Genomic DNA, 18,910 nt, shown 5'->3' on the forward strand with positions numbered 1-18,910 from the left:
ACGATCAGGTACGGAACCAGATCAGGTCCGCGGCTTCTCCCGCAGTTCGAACGCCTCGACGACATCGCCCAGCTTGATGTCGTTGAAGTTGTTCACGGTCAGACCACACTCGAAGCCCTCGCGGACCTCGGAGGCGTCGTCCTTGAACCGCTTGAGCGAGGACAGATCCGCGTTGTCCAGAACGACGGCGCCGTCCCGGAGCAGGCGCACCTTCGCGTTGCGCTTGATGACACCACTCGTGACCCAGCAACCGGCGATGTTGCCGACCTTGGACGAGCGGAAGATCTCGCGGATCTCCGCCGTACCGAGCTGGACCTCTTCGTAGATGGGCTTGAGCATGCCCTTGAGCGACGCCTCGATCTCGTCGATCGCGGAGTAGATGACCGAGTAGAACCGGATATCCACGCCCTCGCGCTCGGCCAGATCTCCGGCCTTGCCCGCCGGCCGCACGTTGAAGCCGATGATGACGGCGTTCGACGCGATGGCCAGGTTGACGTCGTTCTCGTTGATCGCACCGACACCGCGGTCGATGACGCGGAGGTTGACCTCGTCGCCGACCTCGATCCGCACCAGTGCGTCCTCGAGCGCCTCGACCGAACCGGAACCGTCACCCTTGAGGATGAGCAGGAGCTCCTGGCTCTGGCCCTTCTCCATGCTCGCCATGAAGTCCTCGAGCGTACGACGCGCGCGGCGCTTGGCGTTCGCGGCGGCACGGGCGCGGGCTTCACGCTTCTCAGCGATCTGGCGAGCCATCCGGTCGTCGTCGACAACGAGGAAGTTGTCGCCGGCGCCCGGCACCGCGGTCAGGCCCTGAACCAGGACCGGACGCGACGGCAGTGCCTCGGTCACGTTGTTGCCGTGCTCGTCGAGCATCGCCCGGACCCGGCCGTACGCCGGACCCGCGACCATCGAGTCGCCGACCCGGAGCGTGCCGCGCTGAACCAGCACGGTCGCGACCGGACCACGGCCCTTGTCCAGGTGCGCCTCGATCGCCAGACCCTGCGCCGGCTGATCCGGGTTGGCCCGGAGGTCCAGCGACGCGTCGGCGGTCAGGACGACGCCCTCGAGCAGGCCGTCGATGTTCAGCCGGGCCTTCGCAGAGACGTCGACGAACATCGTGTCGCCGCCGTACTCCTCGGGGACCAGGCCGTACTCGGTGAGCTGACCGCGGACCTTCGCCGGGTCGGCTGCCGGGACGTCGATCTTGTTGACCGCGACCACGATCGGCACATTCGCCGCGCGGGCGTGGTTCAGCGCCTCGATCGTCTGCGGCATCACGCCGTCGTCGGCCGCGACCACCAGGATGACGATGTCGGTGGCCTGCGCACCACGAGCACGCATGGCGGTGAACGCCTCGTGACCCGGGGTGTCGACGAAGGTGATGGCCCTCTCGTGGCCGTCCACCTCGGTCGTCACCTGGTACGCACCGATGTGCTGGGTGATGCCACCGGCCTCGCCGGCCACGACGTTCGCGTGCCGGATCGCGTCCAGCAGCTTCGTCTTACCGTGGTCGACGTGACCCATCACGGTCACGACCGGCGGCCGCGCCATCAGGTGGCTGTCGTCGCCCTCGTCCGAACCGAACTCGATGTCGAACGACTCGAGCAGCTCGCGGTCCTCGTCCTCGGGGGACACGATCTGAACGTCGTAGTTCAGCTCGGTACCGAGCAGCTGCAGCGTCTCCTCGTTGACCGACTGGGTCGCGGTCACCATCTCGCCCAGGTGGAACAGCACCTGAACCAGCGATGCCGGGTCGACGCCGACCTTCTCGGCGAAGTCCGTCAGCGAGGCGCCACGAGCGAGCTTCACGACCTCGCCGTCACCGTGCTTGACGCGCACGCCGCCGACGGCCGGAGCCTGCATGTTGTCGAATTCCTGGCGCTTGGCCCGCTTCGACTTACGGCCACGGCGAGCCGGACCGCCCGGACGCCCGAAGGCACCCTGCGTTCCGCCCCGGCCCCGGTTACCCGGGCCCGGACGACCGCCACCGCCACCACCGGGGGGACCGCTGGGGCCACCACCGCCGGGACGGAAGCCACCGCCACCGCCGCCACCACCGCGCGGACCGGCACCGGGACCACCGGTACCGCCGCCGGGACGGCCACCGGGTCCACCACGACCGCCACCGGGACCACCGGAGCCGCCGCCCGGACCGGACGGACGGCCGGTGAAGGTACCGGCGGAGGACTTCGGCATCATGGCCGGGTTCGGCCGGGGAGCGCCAGGCACACCACCGGACGGACGCGGCCGGTCGCCCTGGCCACCACGGGCCGCGGGCGGACGGGGCGCGCCGGCGACGCCGCCGGGAGCACTACTGCCACCCTGCGCCGGAGCCGGACGATCGCGATCGCCGGACGGGCCCGGACGGGCGCCACCGCGCTGCATGCCCTGGGTAGAGCTGAACGGGTTGTTACCCGGCCGGGGCGCACCCGGACGGGGACCGGAACCGGGACCACCCTGGCCACCGGGACGCGGCGTGCCACCCGGACGGGGAGCACCCGGACGCGGCGCGCCACCCGACGTACCGGGACGCGGTGCCGGTGCGGTCGCCGGACGATCCGCCGCGGCGGGACGCTCAGCGGCCGGCTTCGGCGCGACCGGAGTCGACGGCGCGGCCGGAGCGGCGGGTGCCGTCTCGGCCGGAGCAGCCGGTGCGGCGGGAGCAGGTGCGGCAGCGGCGGCCGGGGCCTCCGGCTGCGCGGCCGGCTCGGGCTTGCGCGGACCCGGCTTCGGGCCCGGACGCGGACCCGGCTTGACGCCCGGCGTGGCCGGGGCGGCAGCTGCCGGGGTCTCGAAAACCGGTGCGGCGGTCGGTTCGGCCGCCGGGGCCGGAGTCTCTGCCACCGGTGCGGGCGCGGCCTCAGCGGACGGCGCGGACGCGGTGGTCGCCGGTGCCGCGGGGGCAGCCGGCTTCGGCGCCGCGGGTGCGGCGCTGGATGCACTGGGGGCGGCCTTCTTGGCCGCGGCCCTCTTCTTGGTGGCGGGCGGGTTCTTCTCGAACTCCTCCGCCAGCCGCCGGACGACGGGTGCCTCGATCGTCGAGGACGCCGACCGGACGAACTCTCCCATGTCGTTCAGCCTGGTCAGGACGACCTTGCTGGTAACGCCGAGCTCTTTTGCGAGCTCGTAGACCCGGACCTTTGCCACTACTCTCCCTCTGGTCCGAGCCTGGTGCCCGGACCGCTAGTAGACGTGCTTGCTCATCGCATTGCACTCATCGTTCGACACTCATCGAGTGGTCATGAGTCGATGACCCGCCTTCATGTCTTCGCGGTGGTTTCCGCGGGCGGCCGGGCGGCCGCACTTGTCTTGCCCTTTGTCACAGCGTGCTGATCGACGTACTCCCGCACGAGATGGGCGTCCAGCGGACCTGGGACCTTGAAGGCCCTGGGCCACGCCTTCCGCCGCTCGGCGAGATCGAGACACTCGGTCACCGGGTGCAGATGCGCCCCGCGGCCTGGTGCCTGATGGCGCTCATCCGGAAGAACCACTCCTCCGGCGACCACCATCCGCAGCAGGTTGGCCTGACTGTCCCGTTTCCGGCACCCCACACACGTCCGCTCGGGACGCGCGTCTGTACTCACGTTGTCTCGAGTCCTCAGGGTGTCGGGACGGCTCAGTCGGCCGACCGATGGCTCAGTCTACCGGTTCGTCGCCACGAGTCACATCCGTATCGGGCCGGATGTCGATTCGCCAGCCCGTCAGCCGCGCCGCGAGGCGGGCATTCTGCCCTTCCTTGCCGATCGCGAGTGACAACTGGTAGTCGGGGACGATGACGCGTGCCGCGCGGGCGGCGGCGTCGACGACCTCCACCGACGCAACCTGTGCGGGCGACAGCGCATTCCCGACGAACGTCGCCGGGTCGTCGCTGTGGTCGATGATGTCGATCTTCTCACCGTGCAGCTCGTGCATGATGTTGCGCACGCGCTGGCCCATCGGCCCGATGCAGGCGCCCTTGGCGTTCACCGAGGGGTGCAGGGTGCGGACCGCGATCTTGGTCCGGTGACCGGCCTCGCGGGCGATGGCGGTGATCTCGACGGTGCCATCGGCGATCTCCGGCACCTCGAGCGCGAACAGCTTCTTCACCAGGTTCGGGTGGGTGCGCGAGACGGTGATCTGCGGGCCCTTGAAACCCTTGCGAACGCCGACCACGTAGACCCGGATCCGGGAGCCGTGCTCGTACTTCTCCCCCGGCACCTGCTCCGGCACCGGCAGCACGGCCTCGATCTTGCCCAGGTCGACCATCACCGAGCGCGGGTCGCGGCCCTGCTGGACGATGCCCGAGACGATGTCGCCCTCCTTGTTGGAGAACTCGCCGTACCGCATGTCGTCCTCGGCGTCGCGCAACCGCTGCAGGATGATCTGCTTCGCCGTGGTGGCCGCGATCCGGCCGAAGTCGTGCGGGGTGTCGTCGTACTCCCGGGCGATCGAACCGTCCTCGGCCAGCTCCTGCGCGAACACGGTGACGTGCCCGGTCTTGCGGTCCAGCTCGGCCCGCGCGTGCGACTGAGCGCCCTCGGTCTTGTGGTACGCGACCAGCAGGGCCTGCTCGATCGCCTCGACGACCACCTCGAAGGCGATGTCCTTCTCGCGCTCCAATGAACGCAGTACCGCCATATCGATATCCATGATCAGTCCTCCTCCATGCCGTCTTCGGCGGCCATCTCGCCCGCGCCGGCGGGTCGGTTGAACTCGATCTGGATCTTCGCCTTCTCCACGTCGGCGAAATTAATTCGGACTTCACCAGCTGTGTCTGTGACGTCCAGCTCGGCGGATTCTTCGGCGGCCGCCATGATGCGGCCCTTCACCTTGGTGCCGTCCAGTAGGGACACGGCCACCAGGCGGCTCACGTTCCTGCGCCAGTGCCGGGGCAGCGTCAGCGGCCGGTCGACACCGGGGCTGGACACCTCCAGCGTGTACGCAGTACTGCCCATCACGTACTCGTCGACGTCCAGCGCCTTCGAGATCGCCCGGGTGACATCGGCCACGTCATCGAGACTGATTCCGCCGTCTCGGTCCACCAGGACCCGCAACAACCGCCGCTTCCCGGCCGGTGTCACGTCGGCTGCCTCCAGATCGCAGCCGAACTGCGCCACGATCGGCCGAAGATAGGCAGCGAGGCGCTCGTCGTCGATGTGGTCAGACTTCCGGCTCACTTGGGCGACCTGCCTCTCTCCACTTGTTTTCACCCGTTGACAAAACTGCTGTTCACCCGTTGACAAACTGCCCGGCGTCGCCGCCGAGGGCAGTAACCCACCCTATCGGTCCCCGGGCTGGGATAAGTTCAGGCCGTGCCGACGACCTCGCCAGATCACTCCGCGCGATCACTTTCCCGCCGTACGGCGCTGAGTGGTGCCGTGCTCGCAGCGGGTACGACGCTGCTGGTGGCGGGGTGTGACGGCGGTCCGAACCTTCCAGGTGGTGGCGGCCCGAAAGGCAAAGGCGCTTCCCAGCCGCCGACGCCGACGGTTGATCCGGCCGTAGTGGCAGCGGTGACGACCATCGCCGGACACCTCAACCAGCTCAGCGCGCGTTATGCCGCGACCACCCGCCGCTATCCGGCGCTCGCGACGAAGCTGGCCGTCGCGACTAAGAACCACGCCACCCAGTTGGCCAAGCTGAAGGCGATCGCCTCCTCCGTCACGCCTACTACGGCAAAGGTCCCGGTCATTCCGGCGACCCAGGCGGCCGCGATCACCGACCTGGCCGGCCGGGAGCAGGCGCTCGCCATCGCGCACGCGACCACAGCCGCGAGCCTCTCGGGTGAACCTGCCCGGTTGATCGGGTCCATCGCGGCCGCCGAGAGCCAGCTCGCGCTCTGGCTCGGCCAGTTGGCCGCACCTCCGAAGAAGAAAGCCCAGCGATGAGCGAGATCGACGCGTTGCAGGCCTGCCTGGCCGGAGAGCATGCCGCCATCTACGCGATCGGCGTGGCCGGCGGCAACCTCAAGGGCAGCCGATTCGGCGCAGCCCGGCAGCTCTATGCCGCGCATGAGTTGCGCCGGGATCGGCTGATCGACCTCATCACCGCGGCCAAGGCCAAGCCCGTCGCGCCCGAACCGGCGTACGACCTGCCCGCGCCGGTGACCGGGCAGCCCGCGGCGACGGCGCTGATCCGGCTGGTCGAGCAACGGCTGGCGGTGGTCTACGGCGATCTGACGGCCGGGGCCGAGAGCAAGGAGACCCGGACCTTCGCTGTCCAGGCCGGAATCGCGGCTGCCCGCGAGCAGATCAACTGGGGCGGCGCACCGGCTGCCCTCCCCCTCGGCTGACGCAGCGTCACCTGCCCTGATCCGGGCATTCGGGGTAGTTGAGGTTCGAACACAACGCGTCAGCACGCATTCGCAGACCGGACTCGGTGGCCCTGTGTGCCGGGCCAACCACGCATTGCCACCGCAACGAAAATAATCGGGGCAAGTTACGGGCAACGAGAAATTCGTGCCGTAGTTCTCTTTACTCGGAGGGCGACCTTCCCTATATTTCCGGTCAACGGCGGTGGGGGCCGTCGCACATTCATCGCCATGGGGGTGGTGATTCCAGCCGTTTCAGGCTGCTCGTTCTTGTCTGCCATTCCATAACTTCTTGAGTTGCGCGCTGCGTCAACTACGGAGGGTAGTGAAGCATGCGTACATTCGATCTCGCGACCGGTACGGACCAGTTCGTGAAAGACATTCGTGTGGTCCGCTGGGAGCAATACGAACTCGGCAAACAAATGCCATTCCAGGCAATGTGGTACAGCGTTCCACCGGGTTCGGAGAGCCCACTGGACCAGCATCCGGAGCTGGAGCTTTCGGTGGTCGTGGCGGGCACCGCGCATGTGGTGTCCGGAGACGATGAACATGCCGTGCCACAGGGCTCGGCCTTCCTGCTGAACAGCACCGAGACGCACATCGTGCAGAACAGGTCGGCGCAGGACATGCTGACCATCTTCAGCGCGTACTGGATGCCCACCGGCGACTCCGATGACTGACCCCGGCCTGACGGATCCGGTCACCGTCTTCACCTATCCGCAGCCGACCGCGAACGGCCCCCTGCACGTCGGTCACCTGTCTGGTCCGTACGTCGCGGCCGACCTCGCCGCGCGAGCCGCCCGGGCCCGGGGCGAGCGGGTCTTCGTCAGCACCGGTCTCGACATCCACCAGAACTACGTGCTCACTCGCGCCGAGAACGAGGGCACCGAGGTGCTGCCGATGATGGCCGCCTTCCGGGACGAGATCCAGCACACCTATCGGCTGGCGGGCATCGGGTACGACAACTTCACCGATCCCTTGCAGGCGGAGCATTCGCCGCGGATCGAAGGCATGCTGCGGGCCCTCGTGGAGAGCGGCGCGACGCCGATGCGCGAGGTCACCCTGCATGCCTGCGCGGACTGCCATCGCACCTTGCACGACTCCTACCTGACCGGCCTGTGCGGGCGCTGCAAGGCTCCGGCCGGCGGTGGCGCCTGCGAGCAGTGCGGGTCCTTCACCCAGGTCGCCACCATGGTCGATCCGGTCTGCGGCCGGTGCGGTGGCGAACCCCGCCCGTTCCAGGCCGTCGTACCGGTGCTGCGGATGGCGGACCACCGCGAAACGATGACCGAGATGTGGCTGCGGGCCGACCTGCCGCCGGCCGTCCGGACGCTGATCGCGCACACGCTCGCCGACGGTCTGCCGGAGGTCCCGCTGGCCTATCCGACCAACTGGGGTATCGAGGGCACCGGCCCGCTGGCCGGGCTGCGGATCGGGCCGTTCACCGAGATCGCATTGACCGATCTGTACAGCGTCGCCGCGGCGGTCGATCCGGCCGCGACGACATTGCCGGAGTTTGTCTCGGCGGCCGGCCGGGTAGACCGGTTATGGCACTTCCTGGGCTTGGACAATGCATTCTGGTATGCCCTGTATTGGCCGGCGCTGTGGGCCGCCGCCGGAGTTTATCCATTGCCGTTGTCCGGTTTGGTCGTGAACGAGTTCTACACATTGGAAGGTTCAAAATTCTCGACCAGCCGAAATCACGCGGTTTGGGCAAACGAAATCCTCGGTGCCGAAGAGCCATCAATCGTGCGTTTGTTTTTGGCCTGGGATCGGCCCGATCGCTATCAGAGTGATTTCACCTGGCCGGGCTTCCATGCCTTCCGGGACCGGGTCGCGCCGTTGCTCAGCGGCGACTTCGAGGTGACCGCACCGCTGGATCCCGCGCTGGCCGCGGCCGAGCGGGCCCGGGGTGAAGCGGCACTCGAGCCGTCCGGGTTCGACCCGGCGCTGGCCGCGCGCTGCCTGCTGACCCTGCTCGAGGGTGGCGTTCGCGACGTCGGCACCCTTCGCACCCTCACGGGCGGCTAGCGCCATGAAGATCTGCGTGATCGGCGCGGGCATCGCGGGCGCGCTGCTGGCCTGGCGGCTGGCGGAGCGTCCGGGCGTATCGGTCGACCTGATCAGCGGGCCGCGCTCGGACGACGCCACGGCGGCTTCGGGCGGTGGCGTCCGTGCCTTCGAGACCCATCCCCTCCAGCGGGGTATGGCGGTCGAGAGCCTCGGCGAACTCCTCGGCAGCCCGAGCCTGCTCGATTGGGCCGGCTATACCGAGACCGGTTCGACGTACCTCTTGCCTGACACCGACGAGCTGGCGGCGGCGGTCGACGAGGTGGAGCAGGCCGAACTCGTCGGCCCGGACGAGCTGACCCGGCGCGGCTGGCACGGCCTACCCGAGAACACGGTCGGCGTACTCGAACGGCGAGCGGGCTTCATCCTGCCGGACCGGCTGCGCTCCGCCGTACTGGCCGAGCTCGGTGGCGGACGCCGAAGCCGCGTGCTGGTCGGCCCGGTGCTCGGGTTGGTCCCGCACGACGACGGTTCGGTCAGCTGCCGCCTACTCACCGGCACCACCCGGTACGACGCGGTGGTCGTCGCGGCTGGGCCGTGGACGCCGGGCTTGCTGGCGGACAACGCCCTGCCGGCCTCGCCGTACCGGACGAAGTCGATCCAGTACGGCGTCTTCACCACGTACGGCGCCCGGCCGACCATGTTCGTCGATGAGACCACTGGGCTGTTCGGACGGCCCACGGGATCGAACGGCCTGCTGCTGGGGATCGACACCGAGCAGTGGGCGGTACCACCCGGCAGTCGCCCGCATCGGCCGGACATGTCCGCGCGGGCGGTCCGGCTGGTCAACGAGCGGCTGCCACATCTGCGGCTGCTCGCGACGGGACACACCGTCAACAGCACCGACTGTTATGCCGATCCGCCGGTGCTGACCTTGTGGTCGGTGCTCGGCAGTACGCATCGGCTCTTCACTTTCACCGGTGGTTCGGGCGGCAGTGTGAAAACCGCCCTGGCCGCGAGCCGGACGGCGGCTCGCGACTTGCTGGACCAGGCAGACGGCCAGCAGAGCAAAGAGCACCACACCACCGGGGAAACACCCCGCACCAACCCATCGCGGACGGAGAACAAGCGCATGTCGACATCGGAACTTCCCAGGTACCACACCGTCGGTATCGGTGCCGGTCCGGCGAACCTATCCCTGGCGGCGTTGTACCAGTCCGCCACCGACGAGAAGCTGGCGTTGTTCGACAGCCGTCCGGTGGCCGGTTGGCACACGCCGCTGCTCTACCCGGGTGTGCGGATGCAGACCGGCTGGATGAAGGACCTGGTCTCGCTGGTCGATCCCAAGCACGAGTTGTCGTTCCTGAACTACCTGGTCACCTCCGGGCGGCTCTACGCGTTGATCAACTCGCAGTTCGACGCGCTGCCGCGGATCGAGTACGAGCGCTACCTGGCCTGGTGCACCGAGAAGCTCGCGGTGGTCTCCTTCGGCGTCACGGTCAACGAGATCTCGATCACCGAGGACGGCTTCCTGGTCAAGCAGAACGACGAACCGGTCGCCGTTTCGGAGCACCTCGTGCTCGGTCTCGGCACCCGGCCGGTGGTGCCGTCGTACTTCACCGACCTGCCGCCGGAGCGCGCCTTCATCGCCGACGATCTCGGTACCCGGCTGCCGTCGATGGACGCGCACAAGGCGGATCCGATCGCGGTCGTCGGTGGCGGCCAGACCGGTGTCGAGTGCGTACTTCGCTTGCTGGGTTCGGGTTTCACCGACATCCGGTGGATCGGGCGGCACCAGTGGTTCCGCAGTATCGACGACTCCCCGATGGCGAACGAGTTCTACCGCCCGTCGCATATCGAGTTCATGCAGGAGCTCGGCCGGGCCAAACGGCGCGAGCTGATCACCGACCACCGGTACAGCGGTGACGCGCTCACCCCGGGTGCGTTGAAGGCGCTCTACCAGTCCAACTACGACGGTCTGCTCACCCTCGGCCGATTCCCCGTCACCCTGCTTCCGGGCCGTGACGTGACGTCGGCGGAACTGGGCGGCGACGGCCGGATCACCTTGCGCTGTACGTCGCACTCGGCGCCGGAGGAGTTCGCCGTACGGCACCTGGTCGTCGCGGCCGGGCGCGAGCACGTGGCGGCACCGTTCGACGACGACCTGCGCGAGCGGATCGACTACGACGCGGATGACGAGATGATCGTCGAGCCGGACTACTCGGTGCGCTGGAAGGGCCGCAACGGCCACCGGATGTACACCTTCAACCACAGCCGCTACAGCCACGGCCTGACCAACGCGGGCCTGACCCAGCTGCCGGTGCGGGCCGCGATCGTGCTCAACTCCATGTTCGACCGCGAGATCTACCCGATCCGCGACGAGTTGTGCGCGGTGAAGTGGTGAGCGCGGCCGCCTGGGAACCGCAGCCCGATCTCGACATCGACGGCCGCTGGTTCCGCCTGGTCACCGACGGCACCGAAGAGGCGCCGTACGGGCAGTATCACTGCGAGAACGACCTGGTCTGGGCCGAGTTCTACCCCGGCGGGTTCTTGCGCAGCGGCCGGCTGGTCGGGCGTCGCCAGCCCGACGGCGCGATCCGGGCCGCCTACTGCCTGCTCGGCACCGACGGCGAACTGATCACCGGGGAGTGCACCAGCGTCCCCGAGGTGTTCCGCGGCACCCTGCGGATCGCCGACCACTGGGAGCGTGCCGACGGCTCTACGGGCGTTTCCTACATCGAGGAAATCGCGCCACCCAAAGCAATTAAGGAGGCCTGATCATGACCGAACGTCCACATCTGTTGGTGGTCGCCACCGGAATGCGCTTGTTCCGTGAGTACATCCTGCGCTCGATCGGGCCGCGGTACCGGATCCACATGTTCCTGCACGCGGAACCGACCTGGGAGAAGGACTACATCGAGGGCTGGACCGTGCTCGAGACCACGCTCGAGGCTCCGCTGCTGGTCGAGGCGGCCCGCGCTCTGCACGAGAAGTCGCCGATCGACGGCGTGCTCTGCTGGGACGAGGCGCGCATTCTGCAGACGGCCCACGTCGCCGAGGCGCTCGGTCTGCCCGGTGGTGACGTCGCGATGGTGAACCGCTGCCGCGACAAGCACCTGACCCGGAAGGCCCTGGCCGAGTACGGCGTACCGCAGCCGGCGTCGTTCCTCGTCGACACGGTCGATGACGCCCTCGCGACCGCGGCGGAGGTCGGCTATCCGGTCATCCTCAAGCCGCGAGCGCTCGCCGCGAGCCTGGGCGTGGTGAAGGTCAACGACCCGGGCGAGCTGACCGAGAACTGGGAGTTCGCGCACGACACGACCGTGCCGGAGGCGCCGCATTACGACGTCAAGGTGCTGGTCGAGGAGTTCGCCGACGGGTACGAGATCAGCATCGACTCGGCCGTCTTCCAGGGCCAGGTCACGCCGTTCTGCCTTGCCCGCAAGGAGCTCGGCTACCCGCCGTACGCGGAAGAGGTCGGGCATTACGTCGACGCTCATGATTCGCTGTTGGTGGACCAGGAGCTGATGAAGGTGCTGGCCGACGCGCATGCCGCGATCGCCTTCACCGACGGGGTCACGCATACCGAGATCATGATGACGGCCGACGGCCCGAAGGTGATCGAGATCAACGCCCGCATCGGCGGCGACATGATCCCGTACCTCGGTCTGCAGGCGACCGGCGCCGACCCGGGTCTGGCCGCGGCCGCGGTGGCCTGTGGGCAGGCGCCCGAGCTGGTGCCGGACCGCGCGATGTGCGGCGGCGTGCGGTTCTTCTACGTCGACGAGAACGAGACGATCCTCGACTCGGTTTCCTTCGACAAGGCGGATCTGCCCGGTACGGTCGACCAGCTCGTCGTACTGATGGAGCCGGGCGCCAACACCAGTCCCCCGCCTGTTGGCACGCTCTGGGGCCGGATCGCGTACGCCACCGCTGTGGCCACTTCGCTCGACGACTGCCGTGCCGGGCTCGACGCGGCCGAGAAGGCTCTGAGCTGGACCGGCCACAAGGCCGAGAAGGAGGGGTCGTGAGCACTACCGACGTCGGGATCCTGGCCACGATCCGGGAAGCCCCGGTAGCGGTCAAAGCCCTGCTGGTCGGCGTATTCGTCAACAAGCTGGGCTGGTTCCTCCAGGTCTTCCTGGTGCTGTTCCTCACCACGTCGCAGGGCTTCAGCGACGTACAAGCCGGTACGGCGCTGGGGGTCTACGGCGGCGGCTCGGTGATCGGCCTGATCATCGGTGGCTCGTTGTCCGACCGACTCGGGCCCCGGAACGCCGTGATGATCAGCATGTTCGGTATGGCCGGGTTCGTGCTGGCCATCGCGTACGTGCAGAACTACGTGGCAGTGCTGGCCATGGTCGCTTTGGCCGGCGCTGTTGGGCAGTTCTATCGCCCGGCGTCTGCGGCGTTGCTGACGGAGCTCACGCCGGAGAACCGCCAGGTGATGATCTTCGCGGTCTACCGACTCGCGATGAACCTGGGCACGACGGCGGCACCTCTGATCGGTGCTGCGCTGCTGGCGATCTCGTGGGACCTGCTGTTCATTGGTGAGGCTGTAGCGGCTCTTGCCTATGCAGCGGTTGCTGTTGTTGCTCTACCTCGTCGTAAGGGCGCCATAGATGTTGACGCTCCTGAGGCTGCAGCAGAACCTGTAGCAGCGGTAAAGGGCGGTTATGGCGCAGTACTGAAGGACGGCCGGTACGTGCTGTTCCTGCTGTGCATGTTCATCAATGCCGCGATCTACATGCAGTACCTGGCGACGCTCCCCCTGCACATGAAGGCCGAAGGACTGTCGACCTGGTGGTTCAGTGCGGTCGTCGCGTTGAACGGCTTCATCGTGATCACCTGCGAGTTGCTGGTCACCAAGGTGGTGCAGCACTGGGAGGCGCGTCTGGTCGCCATGACCGGATTCGTCCTGCTGGGCGGCGGTCTGGCGTTCTACGCGCTGCCTGGCGGAGTGGCGATCTTCGTGATCGGCACGCTGATCTGGACGCTTGCGGAGATCATCGGTGGACCGACGATGTTCGCCTATCCGGGTAAGGCCGCGCCCAAGCCGCTGCTCGGGCGGTACGTCGGCGCCGCGCACGCGATGTTCGGTCTCGGCTCCGCGCTCGGCCCGTTCATCGGCGTATGGCTCTGGAACACGGCCGGTACCGCCGTCTGGCTCTGGTGCGGTATCGCCGGTGCCGTGGGCGTCGTACTGGCTCACTTCGGCATGAAGCGTGTGGTTGTCGAGGAGCCCGCAGTAGACACAACACCGGCCACAGAGCCACTACCAAGTGAGAGTGCCTGATGTCGAAATACACGATCATCGTCGACCCACTGTCGACCGGGCAGGAGTACACGGCAGCGTTCAAGGAGGCCGGTCAGACGCCCGTGGCCGTCCTCAGCGGGCTAGAGCCGCCTCCCGCCTTCACTGGTAGTTGGCACCCAGAGGAGTTCGAGCACATCCACTACCTCGAGGGAGATCTTGAGGCGCTTGCAAACGCCTTGAAGGTCTACGAGCCGGAGTACTTGATCGCTGGTTCTGAGAGTGGCGTAGAGCTTTGCGACTCCCTGACGGAACTACTGATCCCCGGTACGGGCAACGTCTTCGAGTTGTCAGCCGCTAGGCGCGACAAGTGGCAGATGGCTCAGGCACTCGCCCGGGCCGGCGTACCGCACTTGCGCCAACTCTGTACGGCGGACCCGGCCGAAGCCGAACAGTGGTTGCGCGACAACGACCTGGTCGGCAAGCGCCTAGTCATCAAGCCACCGAAGAGTGCTGCCGGCGACGAGGTCTACACGGTGTTCGAGGGTGGCGACTGGCGCGAGCGGTTCGAGCGGGTGCTCGGGCGTGACAACAAGATGGGCCTGCGCAACGACGCCGTGCTCATCCAGGAGTACGCCGAAGGCACGGAGTACCTCGTCGACAGCTACTCCGTCGACGGGCGGCACGAGCTCGTGGACGTCTGCCGCTACACGAAGATCAGCCGCGGCGACAAGATCGGCATCTACCACCGGATCGACTTCCTCGCGGCAGACGATCCCGAGGTGCTGGCGCTCTGGCCGTACACGAAGCAGGTCCTCGACGCCGTCGGCATTCGCGTCGGCTGCGGTCACGCCGAGGTGATGATGACGGCAGACGGCCCACGCCTGATCGAGGTAGCGGCCCGTCCGTCCGGCGGCGGCCACCAAATGGTCAGCGAACTCGCCACCGGCGACAACCACATCAAGCGCACCGTCGCCCATCGCGTACGTGGTGAGTTCCGCGAGAGCTTCGACCTGGTCCAGCACCTCCGCGGCATCTTCATCTCCGCCTACCGGACCGGCTACTTCCGCAACCGCGAGGTCTTCGACGGAATCGACGGCCTCAAGTCGTTCCACTGGATGAAGATCCTGCACGACGAAGACGCCATCGTCCCCGAAACGGTAGACCTCTTCACCTGCCTCGCCTGGGTCATCCTCATCCACAGCGACGCCCAAACCCTCGACGACGACTACCAAAAAGTCCTCGGCATGGAAAAGGCCATCAAAATCGACCAGCCCTAACCCCCAGGGCCCGTTCCAGGTGGAGCGGGCCCTGGCCCTGCTACTGGCGAGGTTTTGGTCGCTTGGTCGGGATGGCGGTGAGTGGATCTTCCGGCCACGGATGGCGGGGGTAGCGGGCTCGCAGGTCGGCCCGGACCTGGGGATAGCCCTGCTGCCAGAAGGAGGTGAGGTCGCTCGTGATCGCGACCGGGCGCCGTGCGGGCGACAGGAGGTGCAGTACGACTGGGACACGACCGTCCGCGACGGCTGGAGTGGCAGTCCAGCCGAAGACCTCCTGCAGCTTCACTGCGAGGACCGGCGGCTCGACACCGTCGTACGCGAGTCGCACCTCGGAGCCCGACGGGACCCGGAGCCGTTCCGGTGCGAGTTCGCCCAACCGGGTTGCCGCCGGCCAGGGCAGTAGTCGCCGGAGCGCCGAAGCCACGTCGATGTGGGCAAGATCGCGCGCGCCTCGCACCGAGGCGAGCTCGGTACCCAGCCATTCGTCGAGATCAGCCAGGAGTGCTTCGTCGTCGACCGCGGGCCACGGAGCTCCGAGATTGGCGTGGCAGAACGCGAGCCGCTCCCGCAAGGCGAGTGCGGCCTCCGACCAGCGCAGTACGGACAGACCGCTGCGCCGGATACCGTCGCGGACGGCCGCTTGGACGAGCAGCCGGTCGGGCTTTGCCAGCGGGACGTCGTTGAGCACGATCGCGCCGAGTGCCTCGACGCGCCGCGTCACGATCCGGCCGTCGTCCCAGCGAATCTGGTCGGTGGTCGAGACGAGGTCGCCCGCGATGTCTCGCGCGGTCGGCTCATCGATCGGCGCCGCGGAACGGATCCTGGCGTCGGCGCGACCGGGTGCCCGGTCCGCAGCCGCGATCGCCAGCCAGGTCGTGCTCCGCAACGGCGACTGCGGATCCAGCGCGGCACCCGTACCACCGGCCATCTGGTACGTCGCCGAGTCGTGCCCGCGGACCCGCGCGATCCGATCCGGATACGCCAGCCCCACTACAATCCCCGCCGCAAGATCGTCCGGTACCTCTGCACCTAAAGGGCCACCGGTCGTCGTGCCTCGGCCGAGGCGCTTTGTTTCCTCTCGCCAGCGGGCCGTGGCTCCGCGGTCATCGCCACGGCGAAGGGCTCGCCAGCGAGCCGGTAGGTCATCGCCGAAGTCGCGGCCGGAGTCGTCCGAGAGCATCGCGACGACCTCGCGTGCCCGGTCGGCGCCGACCCGCGGCGCCCCGTCCAGCAACGCCCGAGCCAACCGAGGATGCGCGCCGATCGCCGCCATCCGTCGTCCCCGCTCGGTGATCCGGCCGCCGTCGTCAACGGCATCGAGGCGGCGCAGCAGTTCGGTGGCCGCGGTCATCGCCACCACCGGCGGTGCCTCGAGCAAGGTCAGACCGTCACCAGCAGGCGCACCCCACGCCGCGAGGTCGAGGGCGAAGGCGGCCAGATCGGCGATCGCGATCTCCGCCGCCGGATGATCGTCGAGATGCGAGTGGTCGGTGGCAGACCAGCACCGATAGACCCGGCCAGGCGCCTCCCGGCCGGCGCGACCCGCTCGCTGGCCGGCCGACGATCTCGAGACCCGGCAGGTGACCAACGCGCCGAGGCCACGAGATTGATCGGTCCGCGGCTCCCGGGCAAGACCCGCGTCGACCACCACCCTGATCCCGGGCACGGTCAGCGAGCTCTCCGCGACCGACGTCGTGACCACGATCCGGCGAGTGGCGGCCGACGCCAACGCGCGGTCCTGGTCAGCCCTGGACTGGCGACCGAACAACGGCAGGACATTCTGACCGGCCAGCCGGCGGGTCACGCCGTTGATCTCGGCCTCCCCCGGGACGAACACGAGGATGTCGCCGTCGTTCTCGGCACACGCACGCTGGACGACGGCCGCGACGTGATCCAGCAGGCGCGGGTCGACCCGCCCACCGGGAAGCAGCGGCACGGGCACCGGTGGTGGGGCCCACTCGATCGCCACGTCGAACAGCGCCGCAGACGCGGTGATCACGGGTGCCGGAGCGGCCACGCCCAAGGCGCGACTCAGCCTGATCGTGTCCGCCGTGGCCGAGGTCGCGACGATCGCCAGGTCTTCCCGCAGGTTCGCCCGGATGTCGACGCAGAACGCGAGCAGCAGATCGGCGTCGAGGTGCCGCTCGTGGCATTCGTCGATCACGATCGCGGCGACCCCCGGCAGCTCCGGGTTCTGTTGCAGACGCCGTACGAGGAGCCCTGTCGTCAGCACCTCGACACGGAGTCCTGCACCCCCACTGCGTTCACCACGCATCGCGTAGCCGATCCGCTGCCCGAGCGGTTCGCCGACCAGCATCGCCAGCCGGGTCGCCGCCGCGCGGGTGGCCAGCCTTCGCGGCTCGGCGACGATGATCGTGCCGCCGAGCGCGTCGGCCAGCGCCAGCGGCAACAGCGAGGTCTTCCCCGATCCGGGCGGCGCGACCAACACCGCGGTACCGCGCGAACGCACCGCATCGACGGTGGCGGGCAGCACCGCCCGGACAGGCAGATCCGCCCCCGGCACGGTCGATTCAGGCAGCAACACACCCCGACGCTAACCGACCAAGGGCGGAGAGCATCAGCGGCGGCGGCGCCAGGGGCCGGTGATGGCGTAGGTGATGCCGGGGTCGTAGACGTTGAAGAACATGGTGCGGCCGTCGGCGGAGAAGCCGGCGCCGGCGAGTTCGCCGAAGGACGGGTCTTCCGGGGTGCCGTTGTTGACGCGGTTCTTGGCGAACTTGAAGACCTGGCCGTCCTCGGTGGTGCCGAGAATGTGCTGGTCACCGATGCCGTCTTCGCACATCATCAGACCGCCGTACGGCGACATGGTGATGTTGTCGGGAGCGTCGTACTCCGGGTTTTCGTTACCAGGATCCGGCCGGGTGAAGATGACCTCGAGGCTAAGGGTCTTGCTGCGCGGGTCGTACTTCCACACCTGACCATCATGGTCGACCTTCGGCCCGAGCGTCGTCCGGGCGAAGGACGAGACGAAGTAGACGCAGCGGTCGAGCTTGCCCCACCAGCAGCCCTCGAGCTTGTACCCACCGGTGATCGGCTTCGCGTACTCCTGCGCCCGAACGGACACGGTCGTCGCCAGCGGATCCGGCACCTTCACCCATTGCACGTCGTGGAAGACCGTGCCGGCCTCCTGCACGGTCGACATGTCGAGCAGACCCGGTACGTGCATGGCCTGCAGCTCGCCACCCGCGCGCAGACTGCCCCACCCACCGCACGGACGCTCGGGGAGGAACCGGTAGAACCCGCCCAGCGGCGCGACGAAGGCGTCCTCGGTCTCGTAGACGATGCCCGTCGCCGGGTCGAGCGCGACGGCCTCGTGCTGGAAGCGGCCCATCGCGGTCAGCGGGGTCGGGTCGACGTTGCGCCGGTTGTCGTACGGGTCGACTTCGAAGATGTAGCCGTGGTCCTTCGAGTAGCCCGCGTCGCCCTTGCGGCGTTCGGTCTCCTCGCAGGTGAGCCAGGTCCGCCACGGGGTGGGACCACCCGAGCAGTTGACCGCCGTACCGCCGAGGCTGGTGTATTCGTCGACGCGCTGGCCGTTCCGGTCGACGACGATCGTGCTGGTGCCGCCGACGGTCCCCGGGTCGTACGTGCGCTCCGGCGGGGCCTTCAGCGGGTTCCGGGCGGTCAGGTTGCACTCGTGGTTCCGGACCAGGCGCGAGCCGCCGTTCTTGTCCGGGAAGACGCCCATACCGTCGAACCGGCTGGCGCTCTTCAGGCCGTCCGGCCGGAGCTCGGCCTCACGCGACACCACCGTGTACTTGAAGCCGTGCGGCAGGTCGAGCATGCCGGCCGGATCCGGCACCAGCGGGCCGTAGCCGATCTTCGGGCCAGACGTGCCGAGGGCGGGCTGCGCCGTGTAGAGGGCCTCGACGGATCCCGCCAAGCTGACGGCAACACCTGCCGCGGCAGTGCGGGCGATGAGCTGACGGCGAGTCAGGGCGGTTGACTGTTCGGTCACTGGACGGCCTCCTTGGGCGGGTAGGTACCCGCGGTACTCCGGATGGTCATCAGTGAACGTACGGTGAACAACACGCAAACGACAAGACCCCTGTGCGG

The 18,910-nt window shown here is 68.3% G+C and carries 15 protein-coding genes; 9 read left to right on the forward strand and 6 right to left on the reverse strand.

The window, feature by feature from the left end; genetic code table 11:
• Positions 1-21: 21 nt before the first annotated feature.
• From infB to rimP, 4 genes are all read right to left on the reverse strand, one after another.
• Positions 22-3,147, reverse strand: coding sequence for a translation initiation factor IF-2 (gene infB, locus OG394_RS10555; protein WP_328994957.1), 3,126 nt, complete (start codon positions 3,145-3,147; stop codon positions 22-24).
• Between the two features lie 113 nt (positions 3,148-3,260).
• Entirely contained in the window at positions 3,261-3,584 is a 324-nt protein-coding gene (locus OG394_RS10560) for a YlxR family protein (RefSeq protein ID WP_328994958.1), read from the reverse strand.
• Positions 3,585-3,636: 52 nt separating this feature from the next.
• Entirely contained in the window at positions 3,637-4,629 is a 993-nt protein-coding gene (gene nusA, locus OG394_RS10565) for a transcription termination factor NusA (protein ID WP_328994959.1), read from the reverse strand.
• Between the two features lie 2 nt (positions 4,630-4,631).
• The gene (gene rimP, locus OG394_RS10570; protein WP_328994960.1) at positions 4,632-5,156 is read right to left on the reverse strand and encodes a ribosome maturation factor RimP; all 525 of its coding nucleotides are present in this window, start codon (positions 5,154-5,156) and stop codon (positions 4,632-4,634) included.
• 135 nt (positions 5,157-5,291) lie between these two features.
• Between rimP and OG394_RS10575 the strand changes: the two genes are divergently transcribed.
• The 9 genes from OG394_RS10575 (at position 5,292) to OG394_RS10615 (ending at position 14,833) form a co-directional block, all read left to right on the forward strand.
• Positions 5,292-5,867: a cell division protein FtsK gene (locus OG394_RS10575; RefSeq protein WP_328994961.1), complete on the forward strand. Its 576-nt coding sequence runs from the start codon at positions 5,292-5,294 to the stop codon at positions 5,865-5,867.
• Positions 5,864-6,271, forward strand: coding sequence for a ferritin-like domain-containing protein (locus tag OG394_RS10580; protein WP_328994962.1), 408 nt, complete (start codon positions 5,864-5,866; stop codon positions 6,269-6,271). Before OG394_RS10575 ends, OG394_RS10580 begins: the two co-directional genes overlap by 4 nt.
• Before the next feature lie 350 nt (positions 6,272-6,621).
• Positions 6,622-6,969 carry a cupin domain-containing protein gene (locus tag OG394_RS10585; protein WP_328994963.1) on the forward strand — a complete coding sequence of 116 codons (348 nt, stop codon included), beginning with the start codon at positions 6,622-6,624 and terminating at the stop codon, positions 6,967-6,969.
• Positions 6,962-8,320, forward strand: a complete 1,359-nt coding sequence (locus OG394_RS10590; protein ID WP_328994964.1) for a class I tRNA ligase family protein — start codon at positions 6,962-6,964, stop codon at positions 8,318-8,320. Before OG394_RS10585 ends, OG394_RS10590 begins: the two co-directional genes overlap by 8 nt.
• Before the next feature lie 4 nt (positions 8,321-8,324).
• Complete coding sequence (locus tag OG394_RS10595) at positions 8,325-10,703, forward strand: FAD-dependent oxidoreductase (RefSeq protein ID WP_328994965.1); 2,379 nt, start codon at positions 8,325-8,327, stop codon at positions 10,701-10,703.
• Entirely contained in the window at positions 10,700-11,077 is a 378-nt protein-coding gene (locus tag OG394_RS10600) for a hypothetical protein (RefSeq protein ID WP_328994966.1), read from the forward strand. Before OG394_RS10595 ends, OG394_RS10600 begins: the two co-directional genes overlap by 4 nt.
• A gap of 2 nt (positions 11,078-11,079) precedes the next feature.
• Positions 11,080-12,330, forward strand: coding sequence for an ATP-grasp domain-containing protein (locus tag OG394_RS10605; RefSeq protein ID WP_328994967.1), 1,251 nt, complete (start codon positions 11,080-11,082; stop codon positions 12,328-12,330).
• Positions 12,327-13,595 carry an MFS transporter gene (locus OG394_RS10610; RefSeq protein WP_328994968.1) on the forward strand — a complete coding sequence of 423 codons (1,269 nt, stop codon included), beginning with the start codon at positions 12,327-12,329 and terminating at the stop codon, positions 13,593-13,595. The genes OG394_RS10605 and OG394_RS10610 overlap by 4 nt, the downstream gene beginning before the upstream one ends.
• Positions 13,595-14,833 (forward strand): ATP-grasp domain-containing protein, encoded by a 1,239-nt coding sequence (locus OG394_RS10615; RefSeq protein WP_328994969.1) that lies wholly within the window; start codon positions 13,595-13,597, stop codon positions 14,831-14,833. The genes OG394_RS10610 and OG394_RS10615 overlap by 1 nt, the downstream gene beginning before the upstream one ends.
• A gap of 40 nt (positions 14,834-14,873) precedes the next feature.
• On the opposite strand, the gene hrpB is transcribed toward OG394_RS10615, so the two are convergent.
• Positions 14,874-17,378 (reverse strand): ATP-dependent helicase HrpB, encoded by a 2,505-nt coding sequence (gene hrpB, locus OG394_RS10620; RefSeq protein ID WP_328994970.1) that lies wholly within the window; start codon positions 17,376-17,378, stop codon positions 14,874-14,876.
• 33 nt (positions 17,379-17,411) lie between these two features.
• Positions 17,412-18,812: an alkaline phosphatase PhoX gene (locus tag OG394_RS10625; protein WP_328994971.1), complete on the reverse strand. Its 1,401-nt coding sequence runs from the start codon at positions 18,810-18,812 to the stop codon at positions 17,412-17,414.
• Between the last annotated feature and the right edge of the window lie 98 nt (positions 18,813-18,910).

Origin of the sequence: Kribbella sp. NBC_01245 (assembly GCF_036226525.1) — a bacterium.
Classification (GTDB): domain Bacteria; phylum Actinomycetota; class Actinomycetes; order Propionibacteriales; family Kribbellaceae; genus Kribbella.

Excerpts from the sequence above, each read along its gene's own strand:
- nusA (WP_328994959.1), bottom strand. The coding sequence starts at position 4,629 with ATGGATATCGATATGGCGGTACTGCGTTCATTGGAGCGCGAGAAGGAC.
- OG394_RS10580 (WP_328994962.1), top strand. The coding sequence starts at position 5,864 with ATGAGCGAGATCGACGCGTTGCAGGCCTGCCTGGCCGGAGAGCATGCC.
- OG394_RS10585 (WP_328994963.1), top strand. The coding sequence starts at position 6,622 with ATGCGTACATTCGATCTCGCGACCGGTACGGACCAGTTCGTGAAAGAC.
- OG394_RS10590 (WP_328994964.1), top strand. The coding sequence starts at position 6,962 with ATGACTGACCCCGGCCTGACGGATCCGGTCACCGTCTTCACCTATCCG.
- OG394_RS10595 (WP_328994965.1), top strand. The coding sequence starts at position 8,325 with ATGAAGATCTGCGTGATCGGCGCGGGCATCGCGGGCGCGCTGCTGGCC.
- OG394_RS10605 (WP_328994967.1), top strand. The coding sequence starts at position 11,080 with ATGACCGAACGTCCACATCTGTTGGTGGTCGCCACCGGAATGCGCTTG.
- OG394_RS10615 (WP_328994969.1), top strand. The coding sequence starts at position 13,595 with ATGTCGAAATACACGATCATCGTCGACCCACTGTCGACCGGGCAGGAG.